Here is a 25,766-nt window from a genome sequence, read left to right on the forward strand (position 1 = left end):
CCGCTGAAGTGGGCGCCATGGAACTGTTTGGTCTCAAGGTGTTCACTCTGGGCGGTTTCGGTGAGATTCAAGACGGTGATGACTTGGCGGTGTTGATAGCGGATGCCGCCAAATCGCGTCTAATCGACGGCGATATTGTGGCGGTGACCAGCAAGATTGTTTCCAAGGCCGAGGGACGCGCCGCCCTGGCGGCCGATCGGGAGCAGGCGATCACCGACGAAACTGTGCGCGTCGTGGCCTCGCGAGCCCACCCGGGTGGCGTCACCCGCATCGTCGAAAATCGGCAGGGCCTGGTGATGGCGGCGGCCGGAGTCGACACCAGCAATGCGCCCGACGGCATTGTGCTGCTACTTCCGGTCGACGCGGATGCATCGGCGCGCGCCATCTGCGCGGCTTTGCGTGCGGCCACCGGGCTTCGACTCGGGGTGCTAATCACCGACACGGCCGGGCGAGCGTGGCGCGAGGGCCAGACCGACATCGCCATCGGAGCGGCCGGGTTCGCGGTGTTCCATGATCTGCGCGGCACCACGGATGTCTCTGGCCGGCGCCTCGACGTCACCGTCGCTGCAGTCGCCGACGAGATCGCCGGTGCTGCCGACCTGGTCAAGGGCAAAACCAGTGGTAACCCGGTCGCCGTCGTGCGCGGACTCGGCCGCCTGGTCGGCGAGCTCGACAGTGCCGGCGCCCGGGCGTTGCAACGACCGAGTGACACCGACATGTTTCGCCTCGGCACAACCGAGGCCCGCGCCGAAGGGTTTGCCGAGGGTTTCGCCGCCGGGCGCGCCGCGGCCGAGGTGGGCATGGCAGGGAGTTCCGAGGCAGAACGGGCATGACGTGGGCGGTCGTGGTGCCGGTGAAGGGCAACGACGGGGCGAAGAGCCGGCTAGGCGATATGCCCGAGCGCGCTGCGCTCGCCGAGACGTTCGCGCTCGACACCGTGGCGGCGCTCGTGGCGGCATCCGCCGTGGAGCGTGTGTTCGTGGTGACCGGCAGTGCGCACCTGGGCAAATTATTGGCGATGCTCGGTGCGGTCATCGTGCCGGAGACGGTGGCTCAAGCCGAAGGCGCGAGGGGGCACGCTCGACTCAACGCCGCGATCGTGCAGGGCATCGCGGCTGCCCGGCTCGCCTGCCCTGATGCACATGTGGCCGTGATGACCGGGGATCTGCCCGCCCTGTGCCCGGTCGACGTCGACACGGCGTTCGCGCTCGCCGCGGAGCACCCGCGCGCACTGGTGCCCGATGCCGAAGGGGTTGGAACGACGACCCTGCTTGCCCGTGCAGGCGTCACGTTCACGCCACAGTTTGGGCTCGGTTCCCGAGCTGCGCACGAGGCCGCTGGGCACGTTGCGCTCGACCTGCTATCGAACTCGTCGATCCGCCGTGATGTCGACACCGCCGCTGATCTCGAGGTTGCCCGCGCACTCGGGCTCGGGCCATACACGAGCGCGCTATTTGGCCGCGTTCAGCTCTAACGGTCGGCGGCCAGGCGCAACACGGCGGCGGCCATCGCGGTCGTGGCTGGCAGATCGGTCATCCACAGTGGCACCGCAGCAGAACGGATGCCGGCGGCCGCGAGCGGAGGCAGCGCCGCGGCATCCGTTTCATCGACCAGCCAGGAGTCGAGTACTCCACCCTCGCTGCGGGCGCCGTAGTGCAGGGCGACGGCGAGGGCGCTGGTCTCGACATCGATCGTGGCTAGGCAGGCATCGGCCATGCCGCGCACCGCGGCGCCGCCGATGATCGGTGACACTCCCACCACCCGCGCGGCCGTCGACCGCAGGGCGTCGCGCACGCCCGGCACGGCCAGAATCGTACCAATCGACACAACCGGATTCGACGGTGGTAGTACCACGAGGTCGGCCGCGCTGATGGCTTCGAGCACACCAGGAGCGGCGACTGCGTCGGAGAGCCCGCGCTGCTGGAAGCCACTCACGGCCACTCGGGCGCGGTACCGCACCCACCATTCCTCAAAGTGAATATAGTCGCCGGCCGCATGCTCATCGATATTCTCGGCGAGGCATACGTGGGTCTCGACCGGCTGGTCGCTCATGGGGAGCAGTCGTACGCCAGGCTGCCAGCGCCGGCACAGAAACTCGGTCACCTCGCTTAACGTCGACCCGGCGCGCAGTAAATCGGTGCGCACAATATGGGTCGCGAGGTCGAGATCGCCGAGCGTGAACCACGACCAGCCGCGGCCGTAGGCGGCGATCTCGGCCGACACCCGGCGGGATTCGTCTGGCCGTCCCCAGCCCTGTTCCTCATTGATGCCGCCGCCGAGGGTATACATGACCGTGTCGAGATCGGGGCAGATGCGCAGCCCGTCCAGCCACATATCGTCGCCGGTATTCACGATGACCGTCACGGAAGCTTCGGGAGCGACAACGGCGAGCTGTGCCAGCAGCCCGCGAGTGAAGCGGGCGCCGCCGATCCCGCCGGCCAATACGGTGACGTTTTTCATGAGTTGCCTTTCGATGAGGCGGCCGAATACACAATGACCGGGTGCCCGCCCCGCGGATGTTCCAGAATGAAGCAGTCGACGCCGTAGACGGCTCCGATGATTTCGGGGGTGAGCACCTCGGTCGGCGTGCCCGAAGCTACGAGCAGGCCGCCGTCGAGTAACAGAATGTGATCGCAGTACGCCGCCGCGAGATTGAGGTCGTGCAAGGCCATGATCGCCGTCACCCCCAGCTCGCGCACCTGCCCGAGCAGCGAGAGTTGGGCGCTGACATCGAGATGGTTGGTCGGTTCGTCGAGCAGCAGCAGGCTCGGTCGTTGCGCCATGGCTCTGGCGATCTGCACGCGCTGCTGCTGCCCGCCGCTGAGGGTGTGCCAAGACCGGTCGGCCAGCGACGCCGCGCCGACCGCGTTGAGGGCGTCGAAGGCGACGGCGCGATCGTCGTCGCCGCCAAACGACCCCATCAGTGTGGTGCGGTGCGGAATGCGACCGAGCAGCACGACGTCGAGCACGGTCAGCTCAACGCTCGGCGACGCATTTTGTTCGAGCAGGGCGATGCGGCGGGCGGCCTCCCGCCGGGGCAACGAACCAATCGCGACCCCGTCGAGGGAGGCGGTGCCGGCATCCGCTCTGTCAATACCAGCCACGAGGCGCAGCAGGGTGGACTTGCCGGCACCGTTCGGGCCGAGCAGCCCGGTCACGCTGCCGGTTTGCATCGACGCGGAGATATCGCGCACAATCATGGTGCCGTCGATGCCGAATGACAGCCGATCGAGGTCTACGCCCACAGCCGTGATTTCTTCCTTTTGATCAGCACAATAAATACCGGCACGCCGATGAACGCTGTGATGATGCCCACCGGCAGCTCCCGCGGATCGAATACCGTGCGCGCGAGCGTGTCGGCGACGACGAGAAAGAGCGCGCCGCAGACCGCCGTGAGCGGCAGTAGCCGGCGGTGGCCTGGCCCGCTGATGCCGCGCACGAGGTGCGGCAAGACGAGCCCGACGAACCCGATCGAGCCGCTCACGGCCACCATGGCTCCGGTCAGCAGCGCGACCGCCCCGAGCAGGCCCCACCGAGTGCGATTGACGTTGATGCCGAGACTCGCCGCCGAGGTGTCACCGAAGGCGAACGCGTCGAGCCGGGTCGCCGACAAGAGGATTCCGGTGCCAACGACTGCGACGGCCGTTCCCGCTATTGCCACGCTCTCCCAGGTGGCACCGGCCACCGAGCCGAGCAGCCAGTTGAGAATCTCCCGGTAGGAGTCGCCCTTGGCGGCCCAGAAAATGATGAACGAGGTCAGGGCGCCGGCCAGTTGAGCGATGGCGAGCCCGGCGAGCACGGCCCGAACCGGAGTGATCGTGCCACCGACCTTGGCGATGCTCAGTGTCGCGACCAGGGCGAGCAGCGCGCCGGCGAAGGCAGCGGCGGGCAGAATAATGCCGATACCGAGAATGACCACGCAGACCGCGCCAACGGATGCCCCGCTCGAAAGTCCAAGCAGGTACGGGTCGGCGAGGGGGTTGCGGGTCACGCTCTGCATCACCGCGCCGCTGAGCGCGAGGCCGGCGCCGACCAGCGCCGCCGTGAGCACGCGCGGCAACCGCAACTGCCAGACGATCGAGTCGATCAGCAGCGGCACCGGCTCGGTCGAAAGGCCCAGGTGCGCCCCAATGCTGCCGGCCACCTGCGCCAAGCTGACCGCCGCCGGCCCGATGGTGACTGCCACCCCGCACCCGACAACCAAGGTGATGGACGCCGCCACGACCCACCCCACGTAGTTACGCCGGGTCACCTACCCCCCCCTCGACTAGGCCGCGAGAGCGGGAAATTTGTTACTTCAAGGGTGCTGAAGCAACAAATTTCCCGCTCTCGCGTGAATTTGGGACGCATTACTTGAAGCTGGCCAGCTGGGTGATAGCGGAGGACGCGGCCTCGACGTTGCGAATGCCAGCCTCGGTGGCGGCGAACGGCAAAATGATGTAGCGCTGGTTCTTGACGGCGTCGAGCACCTGGGTGACCGGGTCGGATTCCAGGTTGGCGATCTTGGCGGCCGCGGTGTTCCAGGTGGCGTCGACGAGCACGATGACGCTCGGGTTGGCTTCGATGATCGACTCCCAGCCGACCGAGGTCCAGGTGTCGGTGACGTCCGCGAAGATGTTGGTGAGGCCGGCGGCCTCCATGATCATGGCGGGCGAGCCGATGCCCGCGCCGACGTAGGGGGTGGTCGTGCCGCTCGAGTACCAGACGGCGGTCGCGTTCGAGGCCGGTTCGAGCGCGGCGAGGTCGGTTTCCAGGGTGCTGACCAGGTCGGCGGCGGCATCCTTTGCCCCGAAGATCGCTCCGGCTTCGGTGATTTCGCTGAACACCGTGTCGAAGGTGAGTGGGTTGGGCATCGCGTCGCCCTTGCAGGCGGCCGGCGAGACGTAGTTACCGACGCCAAGAGCGGTCAAACCGGCCCGTTCGCCCACGCCGTCCGCGGTGAAGTTGGATTCCCAGCCGCCGTAGATAAAGTCGGGGTTCAGGCCGAGCACGGCCTCCTGCCCGGGCAGAAAGTCGCTGATCACGTTCAGGTCGGCGCCTTCGGTGGCGAGCGACTCCGGCAGCGGCCCGTCGAGAAATGCCGATCCGACAATGCGGTCGCCGAGCCCCAGCGCGAGCAACAGCTCGGTGGCCGAGGACTTGATCGACACGATGCGTTCGGGCGCGGCCGTGACCGTGAGGCTCGTATCGCAATTCTCGACGGTGACCGGGTAGTTCGCGTTAGCGACGGGGGTTTCGGTGGCGGCGGGGATGGCCGTGGCGGCGCATCCGCTCAGCAGCAGGGCGGCGGCTGCCAGCGCGGTGAGGCGCACGGTGATTCGATTCATGGGATCGCTTTCGACTCTGTGCGGTGCGCTGCAGAAGGCAGGGCGGGCGCAAACTGGCACGGTGCTGATGACGCAGCAATAAAGGACCTCAGCCCAAATCCAGGCCAGCGGGGCCGGTCAAAGTAAACCGGTCGTCTGTTTCAACCCTAGACCCGACAGCTCTACGCCCAGCGCGCACCGAGCCGGTGCACGGCCGAATCACGCGGATGCGAAGCAGCAGCTAGCGCTTCCGCCACCGACCTGACGTCGTCGGGCAGCGCGCCTGCTGTCACCCGAATGAAGGCGGGGCCGCCCTCCACGGCCAAAAATGGCGAGCCGCCGGCCACCCGAATTCCCGAGGCGGCCAGGCGCACCATGGCGTCACGCTCGTTCTGAACGGGCAGCCAGGTGTTGATGCCGTCGGCCTGCACCACCTCGAGCCCGAACTCAGTCAGGGCGTCGGCGAGGGCACGCTGGCGGGCGAAGTAGATGCGCCGGGCCTCGCTGACCTGCGCGATACTGTCGCCGTTGGTGAGCAGGTCGTGCAAAATAGTCTGCAGCATGCGGCTGGTCCAGCCGGGGCCGAGCATGCGCCGCGACACGATCGGGTCGATCAGCGCCGCCGGGCCGCCGAGCGCGGCCATGCGCAGGTCGGGGCCGTGCGACTTCGAGAAGCTACGCACGTGCAGGGTCCGTTCGGGCAGCCAGCGGCCGAGACTCACCTCGGGGGCGATAGTGATCTCGGCGGAGTGGTCGTCTTCGATGATGATGGTGTCGACGCTCGCCGCCTCCCGGCGCAGCAGGTCGGCCAGCTCCTCGGCGCGATGGGCGGTCATCGACGCACCGGTCGGGTTGTGTGCGCGCGGCTGCAACAGAATGACGGCCGGGCCCAGCTTCAGGGCGGCGGCAAATTCGGTGGGAATGATGCCGTGCTCATCGACGGACACCGGCAGGCGTTCCAAGCCGAGCTGGTCGAGCAGATCAAAGAACGGCGGAAACGAGGGGTTCTCCACGATGATTCGGTCGCCGAACCGGGTGACAGCGTCGAGGCAGCGCGAAATGGCGTCGAGGGCGCCGTCGACGATGGTGATCGTCTCGGCCGGGTACGGCCACGACTCGCGCAGCACCTCGAGCAGCTCCGGAATGATGGGCAGATCCTGGTAGCTCGGGGTTGCCGCGCGCTGCTCCAAACGGGAGAGCGCCGGTCCGAGTGCTGGCAGCAGCAGCGGGTCTGGCGTGCCGCGGGAGAGATCGAACCGGGCTGGTCCGGCGGCGCCGATCATGGACTGGCTGCGGGCCGGAAGCCACGTGGGCGCGGCATCCTGCACGAAGGTGCCGCCACGGCCCCGCGACACGATCAGGCCGACTGCAGCGAGGGCCTGCCAGGCGTGGCTGACCGTTGCAGGGCTCACGCCGAGCTCACCGGCCAGGGTGCGCACGGTGGGCAGACGGTCGCCCGGGGCGAGCCGACCGCTCGCGATCAGGCGCCCGATGGCCGCGGCTATCCCCGCCGGGGTGGGCTGCTCAATCTCGTCGATAAAGTTCTGCATTGCTCTTGCTCCTGGCTGCGTTGGACGACAGGATGATTAATGCGTGCGATACACAGAGAAACACATTTCAAATGTTTACGTCAAATAATAACAATGCGAACAACGCGGTTCGTCAGGGTCATTGACTAACGAAGCAAGTGAAAGGCACAGCATGAGCAACGGCACCACCTCCGACACCCGGAACATCGTTCGAACGGCGATCACCCAGGCCACCTGGACCGGCGACGAAGAGTCCATGATCGCCAAGCACGAGGGATTCGTGCGCACAGCTGCCGCCCAGGGCGTACAGGTGATCTGCTTTCAGGAGCTCTTTCACGGCCCCTACTTCGGCATCGTGCAAGACGCCAAGTACTACGACTACGCGCAGAGCGTGCCCGGCCCCATCGTCGAACGCTTTCAGAAACTCGCCGCCGAGTACAACATGGTCATCGTCGTGCCGGTGTACGAAGAAGAACAGCCCGGCGTGCTCTACAACACCGCCGCGGTCATCGACGCCGACGGCAGCTACCTCGGCAAGTACCGCAAACACCACATCCCCCACCTGCCGCAGTTCTGGGAAAAGTTCTACTTTCGCCCCGGCAACACCGACTACCCGGTCTTCGAGACCAAGTACGGCAAGATCGGCGTCTACATCTGCTACGACCGCCACTTTCCCGAGGGCTGGCGGGCGCTCGGCCTGAACGGCGCCGAGATTGTGTTCAACCCTTCGGCCACCAAGCCCGGGCTGTCGAACCGGCTGTGGGAACTTGAGCAGCCGGCCGCCGCGGTCGCCAATCAGTACTACGTCGGCGCGAACAACCGCATCGGTAACGAACAGGACGAATTCGGTGACGAGGCCGTGACGTTCTACGGCAGCTCCTACTTCGTCGACCCCACGGGCAACTACGTGGGCGCCATCGCGTCCACTGATACCGAGGAGATCGTCGTGCGCGACCTCGACCTCGGTGTGATCCGCGAGGTGCGCCGCGACTGGCAGTTCTACCGCGACCGTCGCCCCGACTCCTATGAGCCCCTCGTCGCCCCTTAAAGCGCATAGAGCGGATGCTGTCGACCGACCCGGCCGGCAGCATCCGCTACCCCTGCCATTTTCAGCGAAGAGGATGCCATGAAAATCTTGATCAAGAACGGCACCGTGGTCAACGCCACGGGCCGAGGGCTCGCCGATGTGCTCATCGATGGCGAAAAAATTGCCGCCGTGCTCGCGCCCGGCTCGAACCTGCTCGGCTTCGATGTCGCCGGCAACGTTGACCGCGTCATCGATGCCCACGATAAGTACGTCATCCCCGGCGGCATCGACGCCCACACCCACATGGAGATGCCGTTTGGCGGCACTCAGGCCAGCGACACCTTTGAAACTGGCACCCGCGCCGCCGCCTGGGGCGGAACCACCAGCATCGTTGACTTCGTCGTGCAATACGCCGGTGAAAACGTGCTCGATCAGTACCAGAAATGGCAGCAGAAGGCCGCCGGCCAGTGCGCCATTGACTACGGCTTTCACCAGATTCTCTCCGACGTGCAAGACGATTCGCTCACCGCGATGGACGAACTCGTGGGCGAGGGTGTCTCGAGCTTCAAACTGTTCATGGCCTACAAGGGTGTGTTTCTCAGCGATGACGGCCAGATCGTCAAGGCCATGCAGCGTGCGGCGACGAACGGCAGCATGATCATGATGCACGCCGAGAACGGCAGCGTCATTGACCTGCTCGTGCAGCAGGCGGTCGCCGCCGGCAACACCAGCCCGCTGTACCACGGCCTGACTCGGCCCTGGCAGGCCGAAGAAGAAGCCACGCACCGGGCGATCATGCTCGCCAACCTGACCGGCGCTCCTCTTTATATAGTGCACGTGTCGGCCAAGCAGGCCGTTGACCAGATTGCCCAGGCTCGAGACAACGGCCAGAACGTGTTTGGCGAGACCTGCCCGCAATACCTGTACCTCTCGCTCGAAGACAACCTCGGCGCCGAGAGCGACGAGTGGGGCCGTTTTGAGGGTGCCAAGTGGGTCTGCTCGACGCCGCTGCGGGCCCAGAACGAGGGCCACCAGCACCACATGTGGCAGAGCCTACGCACGAACGACATCCAGATGGTCTCCACCGATCACTGCCCGTTCTGCATGAAGGGTCAGAAGGACCTGGGCCTGACCGACTTCTCCAAGATTCCCAACGGAATCGGCTCGGTCGAGCACCGGATGGACCTGCTGTATCAGGGCGTGGTCGATGGCAAGATCTCGCTCGAACGCTGGGTTGAGGTGTGCTCCACCACCCCGGCACGCATGTTCGGCATGTACGGCCAGAAGGGCGTGATCGCGCCCGGCGCCGATGGCGACGTGGTCATCTACGACCCGAATGGGCACACCTCCATCGGCCTGAACAAGACGCACCACATGAACATGGACTACTCCGCCTGGGAGGGCTACGAGATCGACGGCCACGTCGACACCGTGATCTCGCGCGGCAAGGTCGTGATCGATGAAAACGCCTACCTCGGTACCAAGGGTGACGGGCGCTACATCAAGCGCGGCCTGAGTCAGTACCTAATCTAAGGGGGGATTCGCATGGATTTCGGAGCAGTACTACAGACCAACCCGCCGTCGGCGCGCACCGTGCACCTGGCCAAACTGGCCGAGGCGCACGGGTACAGCCACGTCTGGACCTTCGACTCGCACCTGCTCTGGCAGGAACCCTATGTGATTTACAGCCGTATTCTGGCCGAGACCAGCACAATCATCGTTGGCCCCATGGTCACCAACCCGGCCACTCGCGACTGGACCGTGACGGCATCCACGTACGCGACCCTCAATGAGATGTACGGCAACCGCACCATCTGCGGTATCGGCCGTGGCGACTCGGCGGTGCGCACCACCAATGGCGCGCCGAGCAACTTGAAGACGCTGCGCGAGTCGATTCATGTCATCCGCGAGCTCGCTAACTCCCGCCCGGTCGAATACAACGGTGCCACCGTGCAGTTTCCGTGGAGCCATGGCTCGAGCCTCGAAGTGTGGGTCGCCGCCTACGGTCCGTTGGCGCTGAAGCTCGCCGGTGAGGTGGGCGACGGCTTCATTTTGCAAATGGCCGACCTCGACGTGGCCGAGTGGATGATTACTTCCGTGCGCACGGCAGCCTCCAACGCCGGCCGCGACCCCTTATCGATCAAGTTCTGCGTAGCCGCCCCCGCCTACATCGGAACGGACTGGGAACACATGCGCAACCAGTGCCGCTGGTTTGGCGGCATGGTCGGCAACCACGTGGCCGACATCGTGGCCAAGTACGGCGCCGATTCCGCCGTGCCTAAAGCGCTCACCGACTACATCAAAAACCGCGCGGGCTACGACTACAACCAGCACGGCAAGGCGGGCAACGAGCACACCGACTTCGTGCCCGACGAGATCGTCGACCGGTTCTGCCTGCTCGGCACCGCCAAAAATCACATTGAGAAGCTTGAGGCGCTCAAAGACCTCGGTGTCGACCAGTTCGCCAGCTACTTGCAGCACGACAACAAAGAAGAAACCATGCGCGTCTACGGCGAAACCGTGATTCCCGCCCTGGCCGACTCCATCACGGCCACGAAATAGCCAAGCGGATGCTGACGAGCAGCGAGCAGGCCGCCCCGCTCACGCGCGGAGCTCTCGGGGTAGCTACAGCGCACCAGCCCGGGCGTTCGGGTGTGTACCCGCGCCTGCGACCCGGCCTGTTCGGCCTGGCCGGCCTCGCGCTGCTCGCGCTGGTCTGGGAGCTCTACAAAACCCTCGGCCCGGCCGATGGCGTGATCCTCAATGGTGTGACGGTGTTGCCGCGCACGACCGACCTCGCGATGCCGCACCTCGCGGTCATGTTCGAGCGCCTGTTCGAGCCGGTGACGGGCGCGGCATCCGCTCTGCCGCTATGGCTGGCGGTGCTGCAGGGGTCGCTGTTCACCCTCGGCATCGCCGCGGTCGGCTGGCTGGTCGGCGTGACCGTCGGGCTCGGCCTGGCCCTGCTCATGCAGCGCTTCCGACTGGCCGAATCGGCGATTCTGCCGTGGATCATTTTAAGTCAGACGGTTCCGCTCATCGCGATCGCCCCGCTGGTGCGGCGCTGGGGCGCGCAGATTCAGTTTGGCGAGTTCACCTGGGCGAGCTGGATGTCGGTGGCCCTGATCGCCTCCTATCTCGCGTTCTTCCCGGTGTCGATCGGTGCGCTGCGCGGCCTCGGCTCGCCCGACGCCAACCACGTCGACCTCATGCACTGCTACGCGGCCGGCTGGTGGAAGACGCTCTGGCGGCTGCGCCTTCCGGCCAGCGTCGGCTACCTGCTGCCGGCCCTGCGCCTGGCCGCGGTCAGCGCGGTCATCGGCAGCGTCGTCGCCGAGGTGTCGATCGGACTGCGCGGCGGCATCGGCCGACTCATCGTCGAGTACGCCGGCGCGGCTGGCGGTGACCCCGGAAAGCCCTGGGCGCCCATCTTCGGATCGATCATGGTCGGCCTCGTCGCTGCCGGTTTTATGGGCGTGATCGGCCTGTTCCTTCGTCGTTTTCGCAGGGGAGAGGTGGCAGCATGACGCAACCAACGCGCAGGACAGCCGACGCCGTGCCTGACGGGCCTGTGCCCGCTGTCGATGTGCCCGCTGTTAATGTACGCAGCGTCAGTCGCATTTTCACCGCACGCAAAGGCCCCGGCATCACCGCCCTCGACGACGTGAGCCTCACGGTCGCACCCGGCGAGTTCGTCAGTCTGATCGGGCCAAGCGGATGCGGCAAGAGCACGCTGCTGAGACTCGTCGCCGATCTCGACGTGCCCACGAGCGGCAGCATCGAGGTGTTTGGCAAGCCGGCCCGGCAGGCCCGCATCGACCAGTCCTATGGCATCGCGTTTCAGCAAGCCGGGCTCCTTCCGTGGCGCACGGTCGCCGGCAACATCGAACTGCCGCTCGAACTGCACGGAGTTGGCAAGGTGGCCCGCCGCGCGCGTGCGGCCGAGCTGATCGAACTGGTCGGGCTATCCGACTTCGCCACGCACTATCCCGACCAGCTTTCGGGCGGCATGCAGCAGCGCGTCGCGATCGCCCGTTCGCTCGCCGAAAGCCCGAGCCTGCTACTCATGGACGAACCGTTCGGCGCCCTCGACGAGATGACCCGCGAGCGCATGCAGAACGAACTCGTGCGCATCTGCGCCGAAACCCAGGCCGCCGTGGTGTTCGTCACGCACTCCATTCCCGAGGCGGTGTTCCTGTCGAATCGGGTGGTGGTCATGTCGCCGCGGCCCGGGTGCATCCGCTCGATTGTCAGCGTCGGTCTCGGCGATATGGCTGGCCGGGGCGAAGACCTGCGCGAAGACGCGGGCTTCTTTCGCTCGCTCAGCGAGGTGCGCGAGCTGCTGCACGGCGACACGCCTTCAACCGGACCAGCTGCACCGACCGGCGCTCGCGGAGTCGAGACCCGATGAGAACGACCCAGCCAAAACTGCTTCAGACCGTGCTCGCCCCGATCGTGTTCGGGGTGGCCGTTATCCTGCTCTGGCAGGGCCTCGTCACCGGGCTCGCGATCAAGGCGTTCATCCTGCCCGCACCGTTTGCCATCGGCGCCGAATTCGCCGGCAACCTGCAGAACGTGGCCAACGGTATGGCGGTCACCGGCCGCAATTCCCTAGTCGGACTAGTCATCGGCGCCCTGCTCGGCATCGCGCTCGCGATCGTCTCGGCGCTCGCCCGGCTGTTTGACGAGATGGCTGCGCCGGTCGTCGCTGCCCTCTCTGTCGTGCCGATCGTGGCGCTCGCCCCGGTGCTCTACACGATGTTCGGCGCCGGCGCGGAGACCGCCCGGCAACTCGTCGCGGCGCTCGCCGTGTTCGTGCCGGTTTATTTCAACACCCTCAAGGGGTTGCGCCAGGTGCGTCCGGTGCACCGCGACCTGATGCGCGCCTACGCCGTCACCAGTTGGCAGGCCACCCGCGCGGTCACTCTGCCGACCGCGCTGCCGTTCGTCTTCACCGGCCTGCGCATTGCGTCGTCACTCGCCGTGATCAGCGCCCTCATCGCCGAATACTTCGGCGGCCCGGTCGGTGGCCTCGGCAAGTCGATCACGTCGGCCGCAGCGAGCAGTAACTACGGTCTCGCCTGGGCCTACGTGCTCGGTTCGATCATTCTCGGACTCGTCTTTTACTGTGCAGCTCTCATCGTGGAGAAGCTCGTCGCCTACCAACCACAGCACCAGTAACCAAGGAGGCACCATGAAACACCGCATTGCATGGCTGGGCACCGTCGGCGCGATCACGGCGGTCGGTGCTCTCGTTCTCTCCGGCTGCAGCGGCGCCAGCAACACTCCCGAAACGGATGCCGCTGGCGAGCTCACCCCGATCACCCTCCAATTGCAGTGGGTCGCCCAGGCGCAGTTCGCCGGATACTACGCGGCCGTCGACCAGGGCTACTACGAGGATGAGGGACTCGACGTCACCATCGTCGAGGGCGGACCCGACATCGTTCCGCAGGACGTGCTCGCGGCCGGCGACGTGGACTACGCCATCTCCTGGGTGCCGAAGGTGCTCGGCTCGATCGAGCAGGGCGCCAACATTACCGATGTCGCCCAAATCTTCGAGCGCAGCGCCACCACGCAGATCTCCTTCAAGGGCAAGAACATCGAAACGGCCGCCGACCTGGCCGGCAAGAACGTGGGCAGCTGGGGCTTCGGCAATGAGTGGGAACTGTTCGCCGGCATGCAGCGGGCCGACGTCGCACTCGAGGACATCTCGCTGATCCAGCAGGCGTTCGACATGAACGCCTTCCTCTCCGGCGATATCGACGCGGCCCAGGCCATGACCTACAACGAGTACGCCCAGGTGCTCGAAACCGAAAACCCCGACACCGGCGAGCTGTACCAGCCCGATGAACTCAACGTCATCGACTGGAACGACGAGGGCACCGCGATGTTGCAGGACGCCATCTGGGCCAACGCCGATCAGCTGGAGAGCGACGCGGACTACGCTGCCAACACGGTGAAGTTCATCAAGGCCTCGATCAAGGGCTGGATCTTCGCGGCGAACAGTCCCGAAGACGCTGCCGGCATCGTCACCGCCGCCGGTTCCTCACTCGGTCAGAGCCACCAGCTGTGGATGACCAACGAGGTCAGCAAGCTGATCTTCCCGTCGACCAGCGGCGTCGGACTCATCGACGAAGCGGCCTGGGCCAACACGGTCGACATCGCCCTGAACACCCAGAACGAGACCGGCGCGACTATCATCACGACCGAACCGCCAGCCACCGCCTACTCGAACGAGTACGTGCAGCAGGCCCTCGACGAGCTTGAAGCCGACGGCGTCGACGTGATGGGCACCGACTGGACGCCCGCCGAGGTCACCCTCAACGTGAGCGGCAACTAGCAGCACAATCTCGTCTCGACTATCAACTACCCCCCGTTCTTACCACCACCACAAAGAAAGCCAGCGATAGACGTGACTGATACCAGCACACACACCGTTTCCCCGGCATCCACTAATGGGGCGCCGAGTCTTAATGCGCGCACCAGCGAACTCGATCGCGCCCATGTCTTCCATTCGTGGTCGGCCCAGGCGAAACTTGCGCCGCTCGTCATCGCCGGCGGGCTCGGCTGCCGGGTCTGGGACCACGACGGGCGAACCTACCTCGATTTTTCGAGTCAGCTGGTGAACGTGAATATCGGCCACCAGCATCCGGCTGTCGTTGCAGCCATCACCGAGCAGGCCGCGCTGCTGACGACCATTTCGCCGGCGACGGCCAACCTGACCCGGGGCGAAGCTGCCAGGCGCATCACCGATCGGGCCCCGGCCGGGTTCAACAAGGTCTTCTTCACCAACGGGGGAGCGGATGCGAATGAGAACGCCATGCGCATGGCTCGCCTGCACACCGGTCGCGACAAGGTGCTCTCCCTCTATAAGTCGTACCACGGCAACACCGGCGCGGCCGTGGTCGCCACCGGCGACTGGCGCCGCCTTCCCAACGAATACGCGCGCGGCCACGTGCACTTCTTTGGACCGTTCCTGTACCGCAGCGAATTCTGGGCCAGCAGCGAAGAGGAGGAATGCGCCCGCGCCCTGCACCATCTCGAACGCGTCATTCAGGGCGAGGGTGTTTCGTCGGTCGCGGCGATTCTGCTCGAGTCGATTCCCGGCACCGCCGGCATCATGATGCCGCCGGCCGGCTACCTGCCCGGGGTGCGCGCGCTCTGCGACAAGTACGGCATCATGCTCATTCTCGACGAGGTCATGTGTGGCTTCGGCCGCACCGGAAACTGGTTCGCCTTTCAGGGGTACGACGTCGTGCCCGACCTGATCACCTTCGCCAAGGGCGTCAACTCCGGTTATGTGCCCACCGGCGGCGTGATCATCTCCGATGCCATCGCGGCCACCTTCGACGAGAGTGTTTTTCCCGGCGGACTCACCTACAGCGGGCATCCGCTCGCCATGGCATCAATCGTTGGCGCGCTCGACGCGATGGAGGCCGAGGGCATCGTGGAGAACGCCGCGCGGATCGGCCGCGACGTGCTGGAGCCGGGGCTTCACGCGCTGCAGGCCAAACACCCGATCATCGGTGACGTTCGCGGTGTCGGCGTGTTCTGGGCGGTCGAACTGGTGGCCGACCAGGCGACCCGCGAGCCGGTGAGCGCTGCCGTCATGGCCAGGGTCAAGGCCGAACTGCTCGGCCGCGGCCTGCTGCCGTTCCTGATGGAGAACCGAATCCACGTCGTGCCGCCCTGTGTCGTCACCGACGCTGAGGTGGCCGAGGCGCTCGTCATCTACGACGAGGTGCTCGCGCTCGACCTGCTCGCCTAACCGCCCTCGTCGCTCGTCGAAATCTCGACAAGCTCGTTTAACGGATTTAATGAAAGGCATCACTCATGACCGAAGTTCCCACCATCCAGCACTACATCGACGGCGCAGCTGCCGCCGGCGCCTCGACCCGCACCGCTCCCGTCTTCAACCCCGCCACCGGCACCGTTGCCAAAAACGTGCTGCTGGCGAGCTCCACTGACCTCAACGCGGCCGTCGCCGTCGCCCGGGCCGCCTACCCGGCCTGGCGCGACCTGAGTCAGGCTCGTCGCCAGACCATCCTGTACAACTTCCGCGAGCTGCTCAACGCCCGCAAGGGGGACCTCGCCGAGATTCTCACCGCCGAACACGGCAAAGTCACCTCCGACGCGCTCGGCGAGATTATTCGCGGCCTCGAGGTCGTCGAATTCGCCCTCGGCATGCCTCACCTGACCAAGGGCGAGTACTCCGAGAACGTCTCGACCGGCGTCGATGTCTACACGCTGCGTCAGCCGCTCGGCGTCGTTGGAATCATCAGCCCGTTCAATTTTCCGGCGATGGTGCCGCTCTGGTACTTCCCGATCGCAATCGCAGCTGGCAATACCGTGGTGCTCAAGCCGAGCGAGAAGGACCCATCCGCCGCCAACTGGCTCGCCGAGCTGTTCACGGAGGCTGGGCTGCCCAATGGTGTGCTCAACGTTGTGCACGGCGACAAGGAGGCCGTTGATGCGCTGCTCGTGCACCCTGACGTGCAGGCCATCTCCTTCGTCGGTTCCACCCCGATCGCCCGCTACATCTACGAGCAGGCTGCCAAGCACGGCAAGCGCGTGCAGTCCCTTGGCGGCGCCAAGAACCACATGCTCGTGCTGCCAGACGCCGACCTCGACCTGGCAGCGGATGCCGCCGTCAACGCCGGGTTCGGATCCGCCGGGGAGCGCTGCATGGCGATCAGCGTCATCGTCGCCGTCGAGCCCGTCGCCGACGAGCTCATCGCGAAGATCGTCGAACGCGTCAAGGGCCTCACGGTCGGTGACGGCACGCGCGGCTGCGACATGGGCCCGCTGATCACGAAGGTGCACCGCGACAAGGTCGCCGGCTACATCGACATCGCCCAGAAAGACGGAGCGGAGGTCGTCATCGACGGTCGCAACGTCACAGCTGACGGCGACGCTAACGGCTTCTGGCTCGGCCCGACCCTGTTCGACAAGGTCAGCGTCGACTCGGCCGTGTACCTCGACGAGATCTTCGGACCGGTGTTGTCGATCGTGCGCGTGGCCAGTTACCAAGCGGGCCTCGATCTCATCAACGCGAGCCAGTACGGCAACGGCACCGCGATCTTCACCAACGACGGCGGGGCAGCTCGTCGGTTTCAGAACGAGGTGCAGGTCGGCATGGTCGGCATCAACGTTCCCATTCCGGTGCCGGTGGCCTACCACTCCTTCGGCGGCTGGAAGAACTCGCTGTTCGGTGATGCCAAGGCCTACGGCCCTGCCGGAGTCAACTTCTTCACGAGAGAGAAGGCGGTAACCAGCCGTTGGCTAGACCCCAGCCACGGAGGCATCAACCTAGGTTTCCCCCAAAACTCCTAGCCCGCCCCGACCGCTGGACGAGGAACGAGACGTCCTCCCGCATCCCGCCAGCCACATCTCGCGAGAGCGGGAAAAATGTTACTTCAGCATGGCCGAAGCGACATTATTTCCGCTCTCGACGACCTATGTGGCGGCGTGGGATTGTTGCACCTGCGACGCTTCGCGGCGCAGGGCCTCGATTACGGTGCGCACGGCCAGGCGTTCGGCTCGGTCGGGGCGCATCAGGGCCACGATTTGACGCTCCGATTCGATGCCGCGCAGGGGTGTGAGTACGAGGCGACCGGGCTGACCGCGGCCGGAGGTGTAGCGCGGCACGAGTGCGATGCCGAGCCCGGCAATCACGAACGATTCGATCAGCGCGAGGTCGGCAAAGCGGTGCGACATCGACAGCCGCGCGCCAGCCTCCTGCTCGATCGCGTGCAGGATGCGCTCAAACGGGTAGCCGTCGGTCACTCCGATCCAGGTCTCCCCGATCAGGTCGCGCGGGGCGACCCAGGCGCGACCGGCAAGCGGATGCCCCACCGGCAGTCCCACATCCAGCGGCTCGGTCATCAGCGGCACGACTCTCAGGCCACGCCCAGCCCAGGACAGCTGCCCGCTCATCGAGTGGGCTAGCACGATGTCGTACTCGGCCGTGAACGCGGGAAAGTCGCTCAGTTCGGGGTCCTCGTCGGCGCAATTGAGCACCAGCCCGGGGCCCAGGTGTTTGATCACGCCGGGCAGGAGCATCTGGCCAGCGGTCGGAAAGGTGACAAGGCTGACTTCGCCGGAGGCCTGGTTGCGAAACTCGTCCCAGAGCGCGGTGGCTTTCGCGAGTGACACCGCGATATCCGTTGCGCTGCGAGCCAAGGCGCGGCCAGCCGAGGTAAGCACGAGGCCACGCCCCTGCCTCTGGGTGAGCGGCAGACCGGCCTCGCGTTCGAGCACCTTGAGCTGCTGCGACACGGCGGAGGGTGTGCGGTGAGTGGCCAGGGCGACCGCCGTGACACTGCCGCGGTCGGCAAGCTCGCGAAGTAGTTCAAGTCGTTGAACGTCCATGTAGACAGACTAAACAGTTCATGCAGAATAATACGATTGTGCTGCATGGTCGGCGATGGTCAACTGGAACAGTCCAACACGTGCAATGTCGCCTCCGTGCTGGGCAACTCCTCCTCTTTCGAAAGGCACCTCGTGTTCGTGCTCATCGCCATCCTGCTCATCTCTGCGGCATCTATCGCCGCCCTCGTCGTCGACGTGCACCGCGATGGCTACCGCCAGGTCGACCGTAGCGCCCTCGTTCGCGCCTTGTAGCTCGCACGCGAGGTTGGGGGTTGGCGCGCGTATCTGCTTCGGGGCTGGGACGCTACCCGCGAATGGCCGAGTCGTAGCCCAGGCGACGACTCGCCTCGATCGATGCGCGGGCTACAAGGGGGCCAAGTCGCTCGATGTCGTCGGGCATGACCCGCTGGGTGGGAAAGCCCAGGCCGATAGCACCGGCTAGTTCGCCCATGTGTGTGAAGACGGGTGCACTGATCGAGCCCACACCGAGGTTGCGCTCTCCGAAGGCGGCGTAGTAGCCCTGCGTGCGGGCGACTACGACCTGGGCATCAAGGGTTGCCAAATCGGGTGGCGTGGAACCCGTGAATGCCACAAGATCGGACCTCTCGATGGCGGCGCGGGCGTCCGGATCGAAGGCGAGGAAAATCTTGCCGGGGGCGCCGGCGTGCAGTGGCATGACCATGCCGACCATGAACGGCCGGATTACAACGTGCCGCGTCTCGGCTACGGCCACGATGGTGCGGAAGGCGCCGTCGCGAACGTAGAAGCAGGCCGTCTCGCCGGTCTCGTCGCGCAAGTCCTGCAGCACCGGCTTCACGAGCTGCACTGCGTCGAGACCGAGCGTGCCGGGCGCAGCCCAGCGCACCACTGCAATCCCGATGCGGTACCGATCCTGATCGCGATCCAATAGCCCCTCATGCACCATGTCCTGCACGAGGCGCTGACAGGTGCTCGACGGTAGGCCGGTTTTCTTGATCACCTGCTGCAGGGTGAGTTCGGGTGCATCCACCCGGAAACAGTTGAGAATCTCGGTAATTTTGTGCAGCACCAGCGTGGGTGACCGGCGACTGACCTGCTCCGTTGACACGATCGTTGCTCCTACCTCGTTGCTTTGCACCATCCACTCCAGAGTAGAGCCGCGCCGACCCCGACGGATTCCGGCGTCTTGACAGAACCAAACATAACCCACAAGATGGGAGTGCAACCTATCTGATGGGTTGAAATATTCAACTCGCTCAGCCCAGCGCACAACGACGTGGAGACAGCAATGACACAGTCCAACCTCACAACGGACGCCTTGAGGGCTGCGAGCCGGCTTGGTTCCTCACGAATCGGTCTTATCGTCCCGAGTTCGAACACGACCATGGAGACCGAGCTGCCGGAACTTTTTCGACGCCAGACCGCGGCAACCGGTCACGCGTACACCTTCCATTCCGCCCGCGCCGCACTGAAAAACGTGACGACGGAGGAATTACTTGCTATGGCAGCGAAGGCTGCCGACTGCGCCGCGGCCGTCTCCGACGCCGACGTGGACGTGATCGCGTATGCCTGCCTCGTGGCCGTCATGGCGCAGGGTCCCGGCGCGCACGAGCCGGCCGAGAACGTTATCCGCCAGGCGGCCGCAGACAATGCTCACCCGGCCGAGGTCACGAGCAGTGCCGGCGCTCTCGTGCGCACCCTGAAGCAGCTCGGCGCCCGCCGCGTGGTGATGGTGGCACCGTACATGGAACCGCTCACCCAGATGGTGAGCGACTACATCGAGGGAGCGGGTATCGAGGTGCTCGATACCGTGAGCCTGGGCGTGGACGACAACCTTGCTGTGGGATGTCTCAATCCGCTCAATCTGCCCGAGTTGGCGCGCAACCTGAAACATGAGGGAGCCGACGTTATAGTGCTCTCCGCCTGCGTGCAGATGCCTTCACTTCCCGCCGTGCAGGCGGTCGAGGACGAGCTGGGACTGCCCGTGATCACCGCGGCGACGGCGACCACCTGGGAGATCCTCCAGTTGCTCGGCCACACCCCGGCGATCCCGAACGCCGGCGGGCTGTTGGCGGGCACACTCAACTCGCTCGTTCCTCGTATTCGAACCGACGCGTAGGGCGCGCGCATGTCTATCGCACTTATCGCCTTTCTCGTGCTCATTGCGGCCTTTGCCATCGGCTCGTTCACCAAGATTAACGCCGGACTCATCGCGCTCGTGGCCGCCTTCTGCGTGGGTACACTCGTGGCCGGTCTACCGATCAAAGACGTGATTAGCGAGTTTCCGGCTGGCTTGTTCTTCATTCTTGTGGGCGCGACGCTGCTCTTTGCTATCGTGCGCATCAATGGCACGATCGACCTGCTCGCGTACTGGGCCGAGCGCCTCGCGGGCGAGCGGAAACTGCTCGTGCCCGTGCTCATGTTCCTACTCACGGCCGTACTCGCTTCGGCGGGAGCGTTCACCCCGGCCGCCATCGCCATCGTAGCCCCGGTGGCGCTTGCCCTCGGTAGCCGCTTTGGAATCAGCACCCTGGCCATGGGCCTCGTGGTGGTGCAGGGCGCTAATGCCGGCGCTTTCTCACCGGTCAATCCGTTCGGCGTGCTTGCCAACGTGATGCTGGACGATGCCGGTGCCAGCGCCGACTCACTCAAGCTCTTCATCTACTGTTTCGTGTTCAACGCGCTTCTTGCCTTCATCGCTTATGCGGCAGCGCAGAAGATCATGGGAAAGCGTCTTCGTCGTGCGGCCGAGCTGCCGGGCGAAGTTGCCAGCGAGATCCTAAGGGGCGCCGACGTCACCGGTACCGCCTCCGGAACGCGAGCGAGGACATCCGTTCTCACCCGGCCGGTGAAGACTGTACCGGTGAAGACGGCACCAGTGAAGGTGGCCGTGACGCCGATCCGGGTGCTCACGCTCGCAGGGCTGGTGGTGCTGCTCGTGCTCACGACCGTGCTCGGTATCGATGTGGGAGTGGCGTCGTTCGTGATCGCCCTCGCGCTGATCGTAGTGAACTCGAGCGTACAGAAATCGGCCGTGGAGAGCATGCCATGGTCGGCCATCCTGCTGGTCACCGGGATCGTCACCTACGTCGGTATGCTCGAAGCCATCGGCGCGCTCGAGGAACTGCAGAACGGCATCGCCGGACTCGGCAATAGCTCGCTCGCGGCCCTCGTGACGAGCTACGTCGTGGCGATCGTCTCGGCGTTCGCGTCGACCACGGGCACCCTAAGCGTGATCAGTCCGCTCGTCACGCCCATCGCCCTCGACCCTCTGCTCAGCCCCATCGGCGTGGTTACTGCAATCGCTATCAGTTCGTCCGTGGTGGATGTCAGCCCCATGTCCACGAGCGGTGCACTGCTCATGGCCAGCGCCCCGCCCAAGGACGAGCGGATGTTCTTTCGCGCGCTGCTAATCTGGGCCGTGGTCATGATCGCCGTTGTGCCTGTGCTCGTGTGGTTTTGTTTCGTGCACCTGGGTATTGGCTAAGCCGTAATCCCTCTGAAACGTTTTCTCATCGCTGACGCCGTCGTTCTCGCATAATTTTGGCATGCCCATCGCGGGGCATTCGTCGCCACGCTGGTATTCGGTGTGATCATGAGCGCCGGCTTGCCATTCGTCGGTAAGCTTGCCGATCGGGTAGGGTCGGCCCGAGTGATGTTCTGGGCCGCCACGGGAACGATCATGCTTGGCGTCCCCCTGTTCACACTGCTGAACCAGTCGCCCAATCTTCCGACCATGATCGGCATCGAGCTGGTTCTCGGCGTGCTGGCCACGGCGTACTTCGCGCCGATGCCAGCGATCATGTCGGCCATGTTTCCCGTGCAGATCCGCACGACGGGGCTGTCGCTCGGTTACAACATCGGTGTGACGGTGTTCGGTGGATTCGCACCGTTCATTGTCACGTTCCTGATCGGCACGACTGGTTCGCTGCTCGTGCGGGGGTACTACCTCGTGGCGGTCGCGGCACTGTCCCTCTGCAGCATCGTGGTGTCGCGGCGGGTGTTCCAGCAGCGGTAGTTGGAGGCTGGTCCGGTTGCGCCCGAAAACTCGAACTCCACGTGAAAACCCCCTCTCCCGTCGCGCCTGTTGGCGACAACGTTCGGCCTGCTGAACTATGCCCTAAACTGGCGAGCGTGACTGATACGCGGCAGAAACTCATCGATTTCATCTCGGCCGAGGCCGTTTTTCACGGGGATTTCGTTCTCACCAGCGGCAAGAAGGCCACGTACTACGTGGACCTGCGCCGGGTGAGCCTCGACCACCGGGTCGCCCCGCTGATCGGGCAGGTCATGCTCGATCTCATCAACGACGTACCCGATGTGGTCGCCGTCGGCGGCATGACCATGGGCGCTGACCCGATCGCCGCGGCTGTCATGCACCAGGGCGCTGCCCGTGGGGCGAACTACGACGCGTTCGTCGTGCGCAAGGAACCTAAGGACCACGGCCGGGGACGTCAGGTTGAGGGGCCAGACCTCGCGGGTAAACGCGTGATCGTGCTCGAAGACACCTCGACTACTGGGGGGTCGCCCCTCGCAGCCATCGAGGCCCTGCTCAAGGTGGGCGCCGAGATTGCCGGCGTCGCCGTCGTGGTCGACCGCAACACCGGTGCCCGCGAAGTGATCGAGGCCGCAGGTTACCCGTACTTTGCAGCGATTTCCCTTGAGGATCTGGGTCTGAACTAGTGGCACCACGCGATGACGAGCACGGTATCGGCTGGCTCGCGTCGCAACTTGGCCAGCCCGACGACGATGCCGTTGTCGGCGACGACAGTTCGGTTTTCGAGGCATCGGTCGCATCGTCGACCGTCGAACCGATCGTTGCCGCTGCGGTGCCGGTCGACCGCGTCGAACCCGCCGCGCCCGCTCCCTGGTGGACGACTCCCTTGTCTACACCGGTCTCGCCGGCGGCCAGCGCAGCCGCGTCAACCGACCCTGCGTCAACCGACCCTGCGTCAACCGACCCTGCGTCAACCGACCCCACGACGGCCGCTGCCGGCACCCCGCCCGCAGCCCCGAATGCTGCACCCGTCAATCGCGAACGCGACGCCGCGACCACTGTCCTGCCCGCCGCGACGACTGTCCTGCCCGTTGCCCCGAACGTCGCTGCGCCGCGCCGCCACCGCTCCCGGCGTAGCGCTCCCGGCGCTCGCCAGGCCGCCTTGATCTGGACGGCCGTCGGATTGCTCACCATCATCGTGCTCGTTGGCCTGTTCTACCTTGGTCAGCGGCTGGTCGCGAGCCCCGTTCCGGTGGCGGCACCGGCCGCATCCGCATCCGCTACCCCGACACCGACACCGACCCTCACGCCCACCGCCACGCCGACCCCGACCCCCGAGGTCACGGCGATGCAGCCGGCCGGCCCGCACGACTGGAACACCCTGTTCGGCGGGGAATGCCTCGAACCCTACGTCTCGCCGTGGGAGGAAGAGTTCACGGTCGTCGATTGCGCAGCCGGGCACACCGCCCAGCTCGTGTTCCGTGGCAATTTTGGCGGCGATGCGGCCACGGTGTTTCCGGGCGAGGCCGCACTGGCGGCGCAGATCAACCTGCTGTGCACGACGCCGGGAATTCTGGACCTCAGCGCGGCCGGCGCCTACCCGAACCTGCAGATGCAGGGCAGCTACCCGATCACCGAAGCGCAGTGGACCAACGAGCCGCGCAACTTCTATTGCTTCGTCAGCCGAGCCTCGGCCGAGCCGCTCAGCGCGAGCATCATGGGAGCCGGCCCCGGCGTCTGACGCGCCCCCGCGCGGCCGTCTCGGGACTGGCTGCGGTTTTCGCATGGCGATCTCTGGCAGGATCGATCAGCGGTGGGTGGGATCGCATGTCGCGCGCCCGAATGCTGCCGGGCGAGCGGATGCTGTTGGCGCGGCTGGCAGGCCAGGCGCACCAGCAGCTCTTCGCCGCGCCACCATCGGAGCGTGCAGCTTTCGGCCGCGCGCGGTGGCACTCGAGGAGCTGCGTGCGGCGTGATCGGCAGTGCGCGCGGCCAACTAATGGAACAGAGCGGTCGCTAGATCGCGTCGCTTTCGATTAGCTCGGTCACCAGCAACTCGTGCACGCCAGCCACGACCTCGTCGGGCCTAAACGGGTACCGATTGATCTCGGCCTCATTGCTGATACCGGTCATCACGAGAATCGTGTGCAGTCCAGCCTCGATGCCGGCGACGATGTCGGTGTCCATGCGGTCGCCGATCATGCCGGTGTTCTCGGAGTGCGCGCCGATTTTGTTCATCGCCGAGCGAAACATCATCGGGTTGGGTTTGCCGACGACATAGGGTTCCATGCCGGTGGCCTTGGTGATGAGCGCCGCAATCGCCCCGGTCGCCGGCATCGGGCCGTCCTTGCTCGGCCCGGTCGCATCCGGATTGGTCGCGATGAACCGCGCCCCACCCAGAATCAGACGAATCGCCTTGGTGATCGCCTCGAACGAATAGTTGCGCGTCTCACCAACTACGACATAGTCGGGAGCCGTTTCGGTCATAATGAAGCCGGCCTCGTGCAGCGCGGTCGTGATTCCGGCCTCGCCGATCACGAATGCCGTGCCGCCAGGCATCTGCGACTTGAGAAAGTCTGCCGTAGCCAGAGCGGAGGTCCAGATGCGGTCCTCGGGCACATTGAGCCCGCTGGCGCGCAGTCGGGCACTCAGATCGCGCGGTGTGAAAATGGAGTTATTGGTGAGCACCAGAAACGGCGTGCCCGAGTCCGTCCACTGCTGCAGTAGTTCGCAGGCTCCCGGAAGGGCCTCATTCTCGTGCACGAGCACACCGTCCATGTCGGTGAGCCAGCATTCGATTTCGTCGCGTCGTGCCATCGGGCGCTCCCTCTCGTTGACTCCCAGCCTAGCTGCGCAACCTTTCCCCGCGGTTCGTCTAATTAAGCGGATGCCGCCGGCCCACAGATCAGGCCGTGACCCAGATCGACGCGGCAGCCGCGGGCGTGACCAGCCGGCTCTGGCCATCCGCGAGCCGGATGGTCAGCGGCGCCGTGAGGGTGAACTCGGTGCCGGGACCGATCAGATCAGCTGCGAGCTCGCGGAGCACGAGCGGGTCGCGGTCGCTGATGCGCAGCACGATTCCCGCATGCCCGACCGCAGCCTCCGCCAGCAGCACCGACGGCTCTCGCACGACGGAGCCGTCCGCGGCCGGAATGGGATCGCCGTGTGGATCGTGCGTTGGAAACCCGAGCCGGGCGTTGATCGCCTCGAGCAGACGATCAGAAATGGAGTGTTCGAGAATCTCGGCCTCATCGTGCACCTGATCCCAGTCGTAGCCCATCTCGCCCACCAGCCAGGATTCGATCAGGCGATGCCGGCGCACGACGGCGGTCGCGCGCAGCCGGCCGGCATCCGTCAGCGCGAGCGGACCATAGGGAACGTGGGTGATGAGCCCGCTCGCGGCGAGCTTCTTCACCATTTCAGTCACGGAAGACGGCGCCACCCCCAGCCGCAGGGCGAGTGCCGACGGCGTGATCAGGTCGGTCTGCCATTCGGTGTGCGCGTAGATGGTCTTGAGGTAATCCTCGCCTGCGCCAGTCGTATAGGTCATATCGCTT

Annotated in this window: 26 protein-coding genes; 17 read left to right on the plus strand and 9 right to left on the minus strand. The window is 65.5% G+C overall.

Going from position 1 to position 25,766, the window contains the following annotated elements; translation table 11 throughout:
- Nucleotides 1–17 precede the first annotated feature (17 nt).
- Nucleotides 18–833: a coenzyme F420-0:L-glutamate ligase gene (gene cofE / locus CXY75_RS14360; RefSeq protein ID WP_104083594.1), complete on the plus strand. Its 816-nt coding sequence runs from the start codon at nucleotides 18–20 to the stop codon at nucleotides 831–833.
- Nucleotides 830–1,474 (plus strand): 2-phospho-L-lactate guanylyltransferase, encoded by a 645-nt coding sequence (gene cofC / locus CXY75_RS14365; RefSeq protein WP_104083488.1) that lies wholly within the window; start codon nucleotides 830–832, stop codon nucleotides 1,472–1,474. Before cofE ends, cofC begins: the two co-directional genes overlap by 4 nt.
- Here the strand turns inward: cofC and cofD are convergent.
- The 5 genes from cofD to CXY75_RS14390 all read right to left on the minus strand — a co-directional run bounded on the left by cofD (nucleotide 1,471) and on the right by CXY75_RS14390 (nucleotide 6,856).
- Nucleotides 1,471–2,460, minus strand: a complete 990-nt coding sequence (gene cofD, locus CXY75_RS14370) for a 2-phospho-L-lactate transferase (protein WP_104083489.1) — start codon at nucleotides 2,458–2,460, stop codon at nucleotides 1,471–1,473. The two genes, cofC and cofD, sit on opposite strands and share 4 nt — an antisense overlap.
- Nucleotides 2,457–3,245: an ABC transporter ATP-binding protein gene (locus CXY75_RS14375; protein ID WP_233201927.1), complete on the minus strand. Its 789-nt coding sequence runs from the start codon at nucleotides 3,243–3,245 to the stop codon at nucleotides 2,457–2,459. The genes cofD and CXY75_RS14375 overlap by 4 nt, the downstream gene beginning before the upstream one ends.
- Nucleotides 3,236–4,252: a putative F420-0 ABC transporter permease subunit gene (locus CXY75_RS14380; protein WP_104083490.1), complete on the minus strand. Its 1,017-nt coding sequence runs from the start codon at nucleotides 4,250–4,252 to the stop codon at nucleotides 3,236–3,238. Before CXY75_RS14380 ends, CXY75_RS14375 begins: the two co-directional genes overlap by 10 nt.
- 97 nt (nucleotides 4,253–4,349) lie before the next feature.
- Complete coding sequence (locus tag CXY75_RS14385) at nucleotides 4,350–5,327, minus strand: putative F420-0 ABC transporter substrate-binding protein (protein WP_104083491.1); 978 nt, start codon at nucleotides 5,325–5,327, stop codon at nucleotides 4,350–4,352.
- Between the two features lie 161 nt (nucleotides 5,328–5,488).
- Nucleotides 5,489–6,856: a PLP-dependent aminotransferase family protein gene (locus tag CXY75_RS14390; protein ID WP_104083492.1), complete on the minus strand. Its 1,368-nt coding sequence runs from the start codon at nucleotides 6,854–6,856 to the stop codon at nucleotides 5,489–5,491.
- Nucleotides 6,857–7,007: 151 nt separating this feature from the next.
- Between CXY75_RS14390 and CXY75_RS14395 the strand changes: the two genes are divergently transcribed.
- The 9 genes from CXY75_RS14395 to CXY75_RS14435 all read left to right on the plus strand — a co-directional run bounded on the left by CXY75_RS14395 (nucleotide 7,008) and on the right by CXY75_RS14435 (nucleotide 17,195).
- On the plus strand, nucleotides 7,008–7,883 hold the full coding sequence (locus CXY75_RS14395; protein ID WP_104083493.1) for a nitrilase-related carbon-nitrogen hydrolase: 876 nt from the start codon (nucleotides 7,008–7,010) through the stop codon (nucleotides 7,881–7,883).
- Nucleotides 7,884–7,961: 78 nt separating this feature from the next.
- The gene (gene hydA, locus CXY75_RS14400) at nucleotides 7,962–9,395 is read left to right on the plus strand and encodes a dihydropyrimidinase (protein WP_104083494.1); all 1,434 of its coding nucleotides are present in this window, start codon (nucleotides 7,962–7,964) and stop codon (nucleotides 9,393–9,395) included.
- Nucleotides 9,396–9,407: 12 nt separating this feature from the next.
- The gene (locus CXY75_RS14405; protein ID WP_104083495.1) at nucleotides 9,408–10,424 is read left to right on the plus strand and encodes a TIGR03842 family LLM class F420-dependent oxidoreductase; all 1,017 of its coding nucleotides are present in this window, start codon (nucleotides 9,408–9,410) and stop codon (nucleotides 10,422–10,424) included.
- 8 nt (nucleotides 10,425–10,432) lie between these two features.
- A complete protein-coding gene (locus tag CXY75_RS14410) occupies nucleotides 10,433–11,389 on the plus strand; it encodes an ABC transporter permease (protein ID WP_104083496.1) in 957 nt (318 codons plus the stop codon).
- A complete protein-coding gene (locus tag CXY75_RS14415) occupies nucleotides 11,386–12,273 on the plus strand; it encodes an ABC transporter ATP-binding protein (RefSeq protein ID WP_104083497.1) in 888 nt (295 codons plus the stop codon). The genes CXY75_RS14410 and CXY75_RS14415 overlap by 4 nt, the downstream gene beginning before the upstream one ends.
- Nucleotides 12,270–13,043, plus strand: coding sequence for an ABC transporter permease (locus CXY75_RS14420; RefSeq protein ID WP_104083498.1), 774 nt, complete (start codon nucleotides 12,270–12,272; stop codon nucleotides 13,041–13,043). The genes CXY75_RS14415 and CXY75_RS14420 overlap by 4 nt, the downstream gene beginning before the upstream one ends.
- 13 nt (nucleotides 13,044–13,056) lie before the next feature.
- Entirely contained in the window at nucleotides 13,057–14,202 is a 1,146-nt protein-coding gene (locus tag CXY75_RS14425) for an ABC transporter substrate-binding protein (RefSeq protein WP_104083499.1), read from the plus strand.
- Between the two features lie 72 nt (nucleotides 14,203–14,274).
- Nucleotides 14,275–15,630: an aspartate aminotransferase family protein gene (locus CXY75_RS14430; RefSeq protein WP_104083500.1), complete on the plus strand. Its 1,356-nt coding sequence runs from the start codon at nucleotides 14,275–14,277 to the stop codon at nucleotides 15,628–15,630.
- A 65-nt stretch (nucleotides 15,631–15,695) separates the two neighbouring features.
- Nucleotides 15,696–17,195 carry a CoA-acylating methylmalonate-semialdehyde dehydrogenase gene (locus tag CXY75_RS14435; RefSeq protein WP_104083501.1) on the plus strand — a complete coding sequence of 500 codons (1,500 nt, stop codon included), beginning with the start codon at nucleotides 15,696–15,698 and terminating at the stop codon, nucleotides 17,193–17,195.
- A gap of 123 nt (nucleotides 17,196–17,318) precedes the next feature.
- Here CXY75_RS14435 and CXY75_RS14440 read toward each other — a convergent pair whose 3' ends face one another.
- Entirely contained in the window at nucleotides 17,319–18,233 is a 915-nt protein-coding gene (locus tag CXY75_RS14440) for a LysR family transcriptional regulator (RefSeq protein WP_104083502.1), read from the minus strand.
- 45 nt (nucleotides 18,234–18,278) lie between these two features.
- On the opposite strand from CXY75_RS14440, the gene CXY75_RS14445 reads away from it, so the two are divergent.
- Entirely contained in the window at nucleotides 18,279–18,485 is a 207-nt protein-coding gene (locus tag CXY75_RS14445; protein WP_104083503.1) for a hypothetical protein, read from the plus strand.
- A 52-nt stretch (nucleotides 18,486–18,537) separates the two neighbouring features.
- Here CXY75_RS14445 and CXY75_RS14450 read toward each other — a convergent pair whose 3' ends face one another.
- The gene (locus CXY75_RS14450; RefSeq protein ID WP_104083504.1) at nucleotides 18,538–19,353 is read right to left on the minus strand and encodes an IclR family transcriptional regulator; all 816 of its coding nucleotides are present in this window, start codon (nucleotides 19,351–19,353) and stop codon (nucleotides 18,538–18,540) included.
- 147 nt (nucleotides 19,354–19,500) lie between these two features.
- Here CXY75_RS14450 and CXY75_RS14455 point away from each other — a divergent pair, with 147 nt between their 5' ends.
- From CXY75_RS14455 to CXY75_RS19865, 5 genes are all read left to right on the plus strand, one after another.
- Nucleotides 19,501–20,331: an aspartate/glutamate racemase family protein gene (locus CXY75_RS14455; RefSeq protein ID WP_146069481.1), complete on the plus strand. Its 831-nt coding sequence runs from the start codon at nucleotides 19,501–19,503 to the stop codon at nucleotides 20,329–20,331.
- Nucleotides 20,332–20,340: 9 nt separating this feature from the next.
- On the plus strand, nucleotides 20,341–21,699 hold the full coding sequence (locus CXY75_RS14460; RefSeq protein WP_104083506.1) for an SLC13 family permease: 1,359 nt from the start codon (nucleotides 20,341–20,343) through the stop codon (nucleotides 21,697–21,699).
- A gap of 90 nt (nucleotides 21,700–21,789) precedes the next feature.
- On the plus strand, nucleotides 21,790–22,230 hold the full coding sequence (locus tag CXY75_RS14465; protein WP_369826733.1) for an MFS transporter: 441 nt from the start codon (nucleotides 21,790–21,792) through the stop codon (nucleotides 22,228–22,230).
- 116 nt (nucleotides 22,231–22,346) lie between these two features.
- Nucleotides 22,347–22,895, plus strand: a complete 549-nt coding sequence (pyrE, locus tag CXY75_RS14470; protein WP_104083508.1) for an orotate phosphoribosyltransferase — start codon at nucleotides 22,347–22,349, stop codon at nucleotides 22,893–22,895.
- The gene (locus CXY75_RS19865) at nucleotides 22,895–23,950 is read left to right on the plus strand and encodes a hypothetical protein (RefSeq protein WP_158251214.1); all 1,056 of its coding nucleotides are present in this window, start codon (nucleotides 22,895–22,897) and stop codon (nucleotides 23,948–23,950) included. Before pyrE ends, CXY75_RS19865 begins: the two co-directional genes overlap by 1 nt.
- Nucleotides 23,951–24,225: 275 nt before the next feature.
- Here CXY75_RS19865 and CXY75_RS14480 read toward each other — a convergent pair whose 3' ends face one another.
- Both CXY75_RS14480 and CXY75_RS14485 read right to left on the minus strand, forming a co-directional pair.
- Complete coding sequence (locus CXY75_RS14480) at nucleotides 24,226–25,026, minus strand: HAD-IIA family hydrolase (protein WP_104083510.1); 801 nt, start codon at nucleotides 25,024–25,026, stop codon at nucleotides 24,226–24,228.
- A gap of 88 nt (nucleotides 25,027–25,114) precedes the next feature.
- Complete coding sequence (locus CXY75_RS14485) at nucleotides 25,115–25,759, minus strand: metal-dependent transcriptional regulator (RefSeq protein ID WP_104083511.1); 645 nt, start codon at nucleotides 25,757–25,759, stop codon at nucleotides 25,115–25,117.
- Between the last annotated feature and the right edge of the window lie 7 nt (nucleotides 25,760–25,766).

Source organism: Cryobacterium sp. Y11 (assembly GCF_002929535.1).
GTDB lineage: Bacteria > Actinomycetota > Actinomycetes > Actinomycetales > Microbacteriaceae > Cryobacterium.

What these genes read in the sequence shown, in the direction of transcription:
- cofE (WP_104083594.1), top strand. Translation starts at nt 18, where the DNA reads ATGGAACTGTTTGGTCTCAAGGTGTTCACTCTGGGCGGTTTCGGTGAG.
- cofC (WP_104083488.1), top strand. Translation starts at nt 830, where the DNA reads ATGACGTGGGCGGTCGTGGTGCCGGTGAAGGGCAACGACGGGGCGAAG.
- cofD (WP_104083489.1), bottom strand. Translation starts at nt 2,460, where the DNA reads ATGAAAAACGTCACCGTATTGGCCGGCGGGATCGGCGGCGCCCGCTTC.
- CXY75_RS14385 (WP_104083491.1), bottom strand. Translation starts at nt 5,327, where the DNA reads ATGAATCGAATCACCGTGCGCCTCACCGCGCTGGCAGCCGCCGCCCTG.
- CXY75_RS14390 (WP_104083492.1), bottom strand. Translation starts at nt 6,856, where the DNA reads ATGCAGAACTTTATCGACGAGATTGAGCAGCCCACCCCGGCGGGGATA.
- CXY75_RS14395 (WP_104083493.1), top strand. Translation starts at nt 7,008, where the DNA reads ATGAGCAACGGCACCACCTCCGACACCCGGAACATCGTTCGAACGGCG.
- hydA (WP_104083494.1), top strand. Translation starts at nt 7,962, where the DNA reads ATGAAAATCTTGATCAAGAACGGCACCGTGGTCAACGCCACGGGCCGA.
- CXY75_RS14405 (WP_104083495.1), top strand. Translation starts at nt 9,408, where the DNA reads ATGGATTTCGGAGCAGTACTACAGACCAACCCGCCGTCGGCGCGCACC.
- CXY75_RS14410 (WP_104083496.1), top strand. Translation starts at nt 10,433, where the DNA reads ATGCTGACGAGCAGCGAGCAGGCCGCCCCGCTCACGCGCGGAGCTCTC.
- CXY75_RS14415 (WP_104083497.1), top strand. Translation starts at nt 11,386, where the DNA reads ATGACGCAACCAACGCGCAGGACAGCCGACGCCGTGCCTGACGGGCCT.
- CXY75_RS14420 (WP_104083498.1), top strand. Translation starts at nt 12,270, where the DNA reads ATGAGAACGACCCAGCCAAAACTGCTTCAGACCGTGCTCGCCCCGATC.
- CXY75_RS14425 (WP_104083499.1), top strand. Translation starts at nt 13,057, where the DNA reads ATGAAACACCGCATTGCATGGCTGGGCACCGTCGGCGCGATCACGGCG.
- CXY75_RS14435 (WP_104083501.1), top strand. Translation starts at nt 15,696, where the DNA reads ATGACCGAAGTTCCCACCATCCAGCACTACATCGACGGCGCAGCTGCC.
- CXY75_RS14440 (WP_104083502.1), bottom strand. Translation starts at nt 18,233, where the DNA reads ATGGACGTTCAACGACTTGAACTACTTCGCGAGCTTGCCGACCGCGGC.
- CXY75_RS14445 (WP_104083503.1), top strand. Translation starts at nt 18,279, where the DNA reads ATGGTCGGCGATGGTCAACTGGAACAGTCCAACACGTGCAATGTCGCC.
- CXY75_RS14450 (WP_104083504.1), bottom strand. Translation starts at nt 19,353, where the DNA reads ATGGTGCAAAGCAACGAGGTAGGAGCAACGATCGTGTCAACGGAGCAG.
- CXY75_RS14455 (WP_146069481.1), top strand. Translation starts at nt 19,501, where the DNA reads ATGACACAGTCCAACCTCACAACGGACGCCTTGAGGGCTGCGAGCCGG.
- CXY75_RS14460 (WP_104083506.1), top strand. Translation starts at nt 20,341, where the DNA reads ATGTCTATCGCACTTATCGCCTTTCTCGTGCTCATTGCGGCCTTTGCC.
- CXY75_RS14480 (WP_104083510.1), bottom strand. Translation starts at nt 25,026, where the DNA reads ATGGCACGACGCGACGAAATCGAATGCTGGCTCACCGACATGGACGGT.
- CXY75_RS14485 (WP_104083511.1), bottom strand. Translation starts at nt 25,759, where the DNA reads ATGACCTATACGACTGGCGCAGGCGAGGATTACCTCAAGACCATCTAC.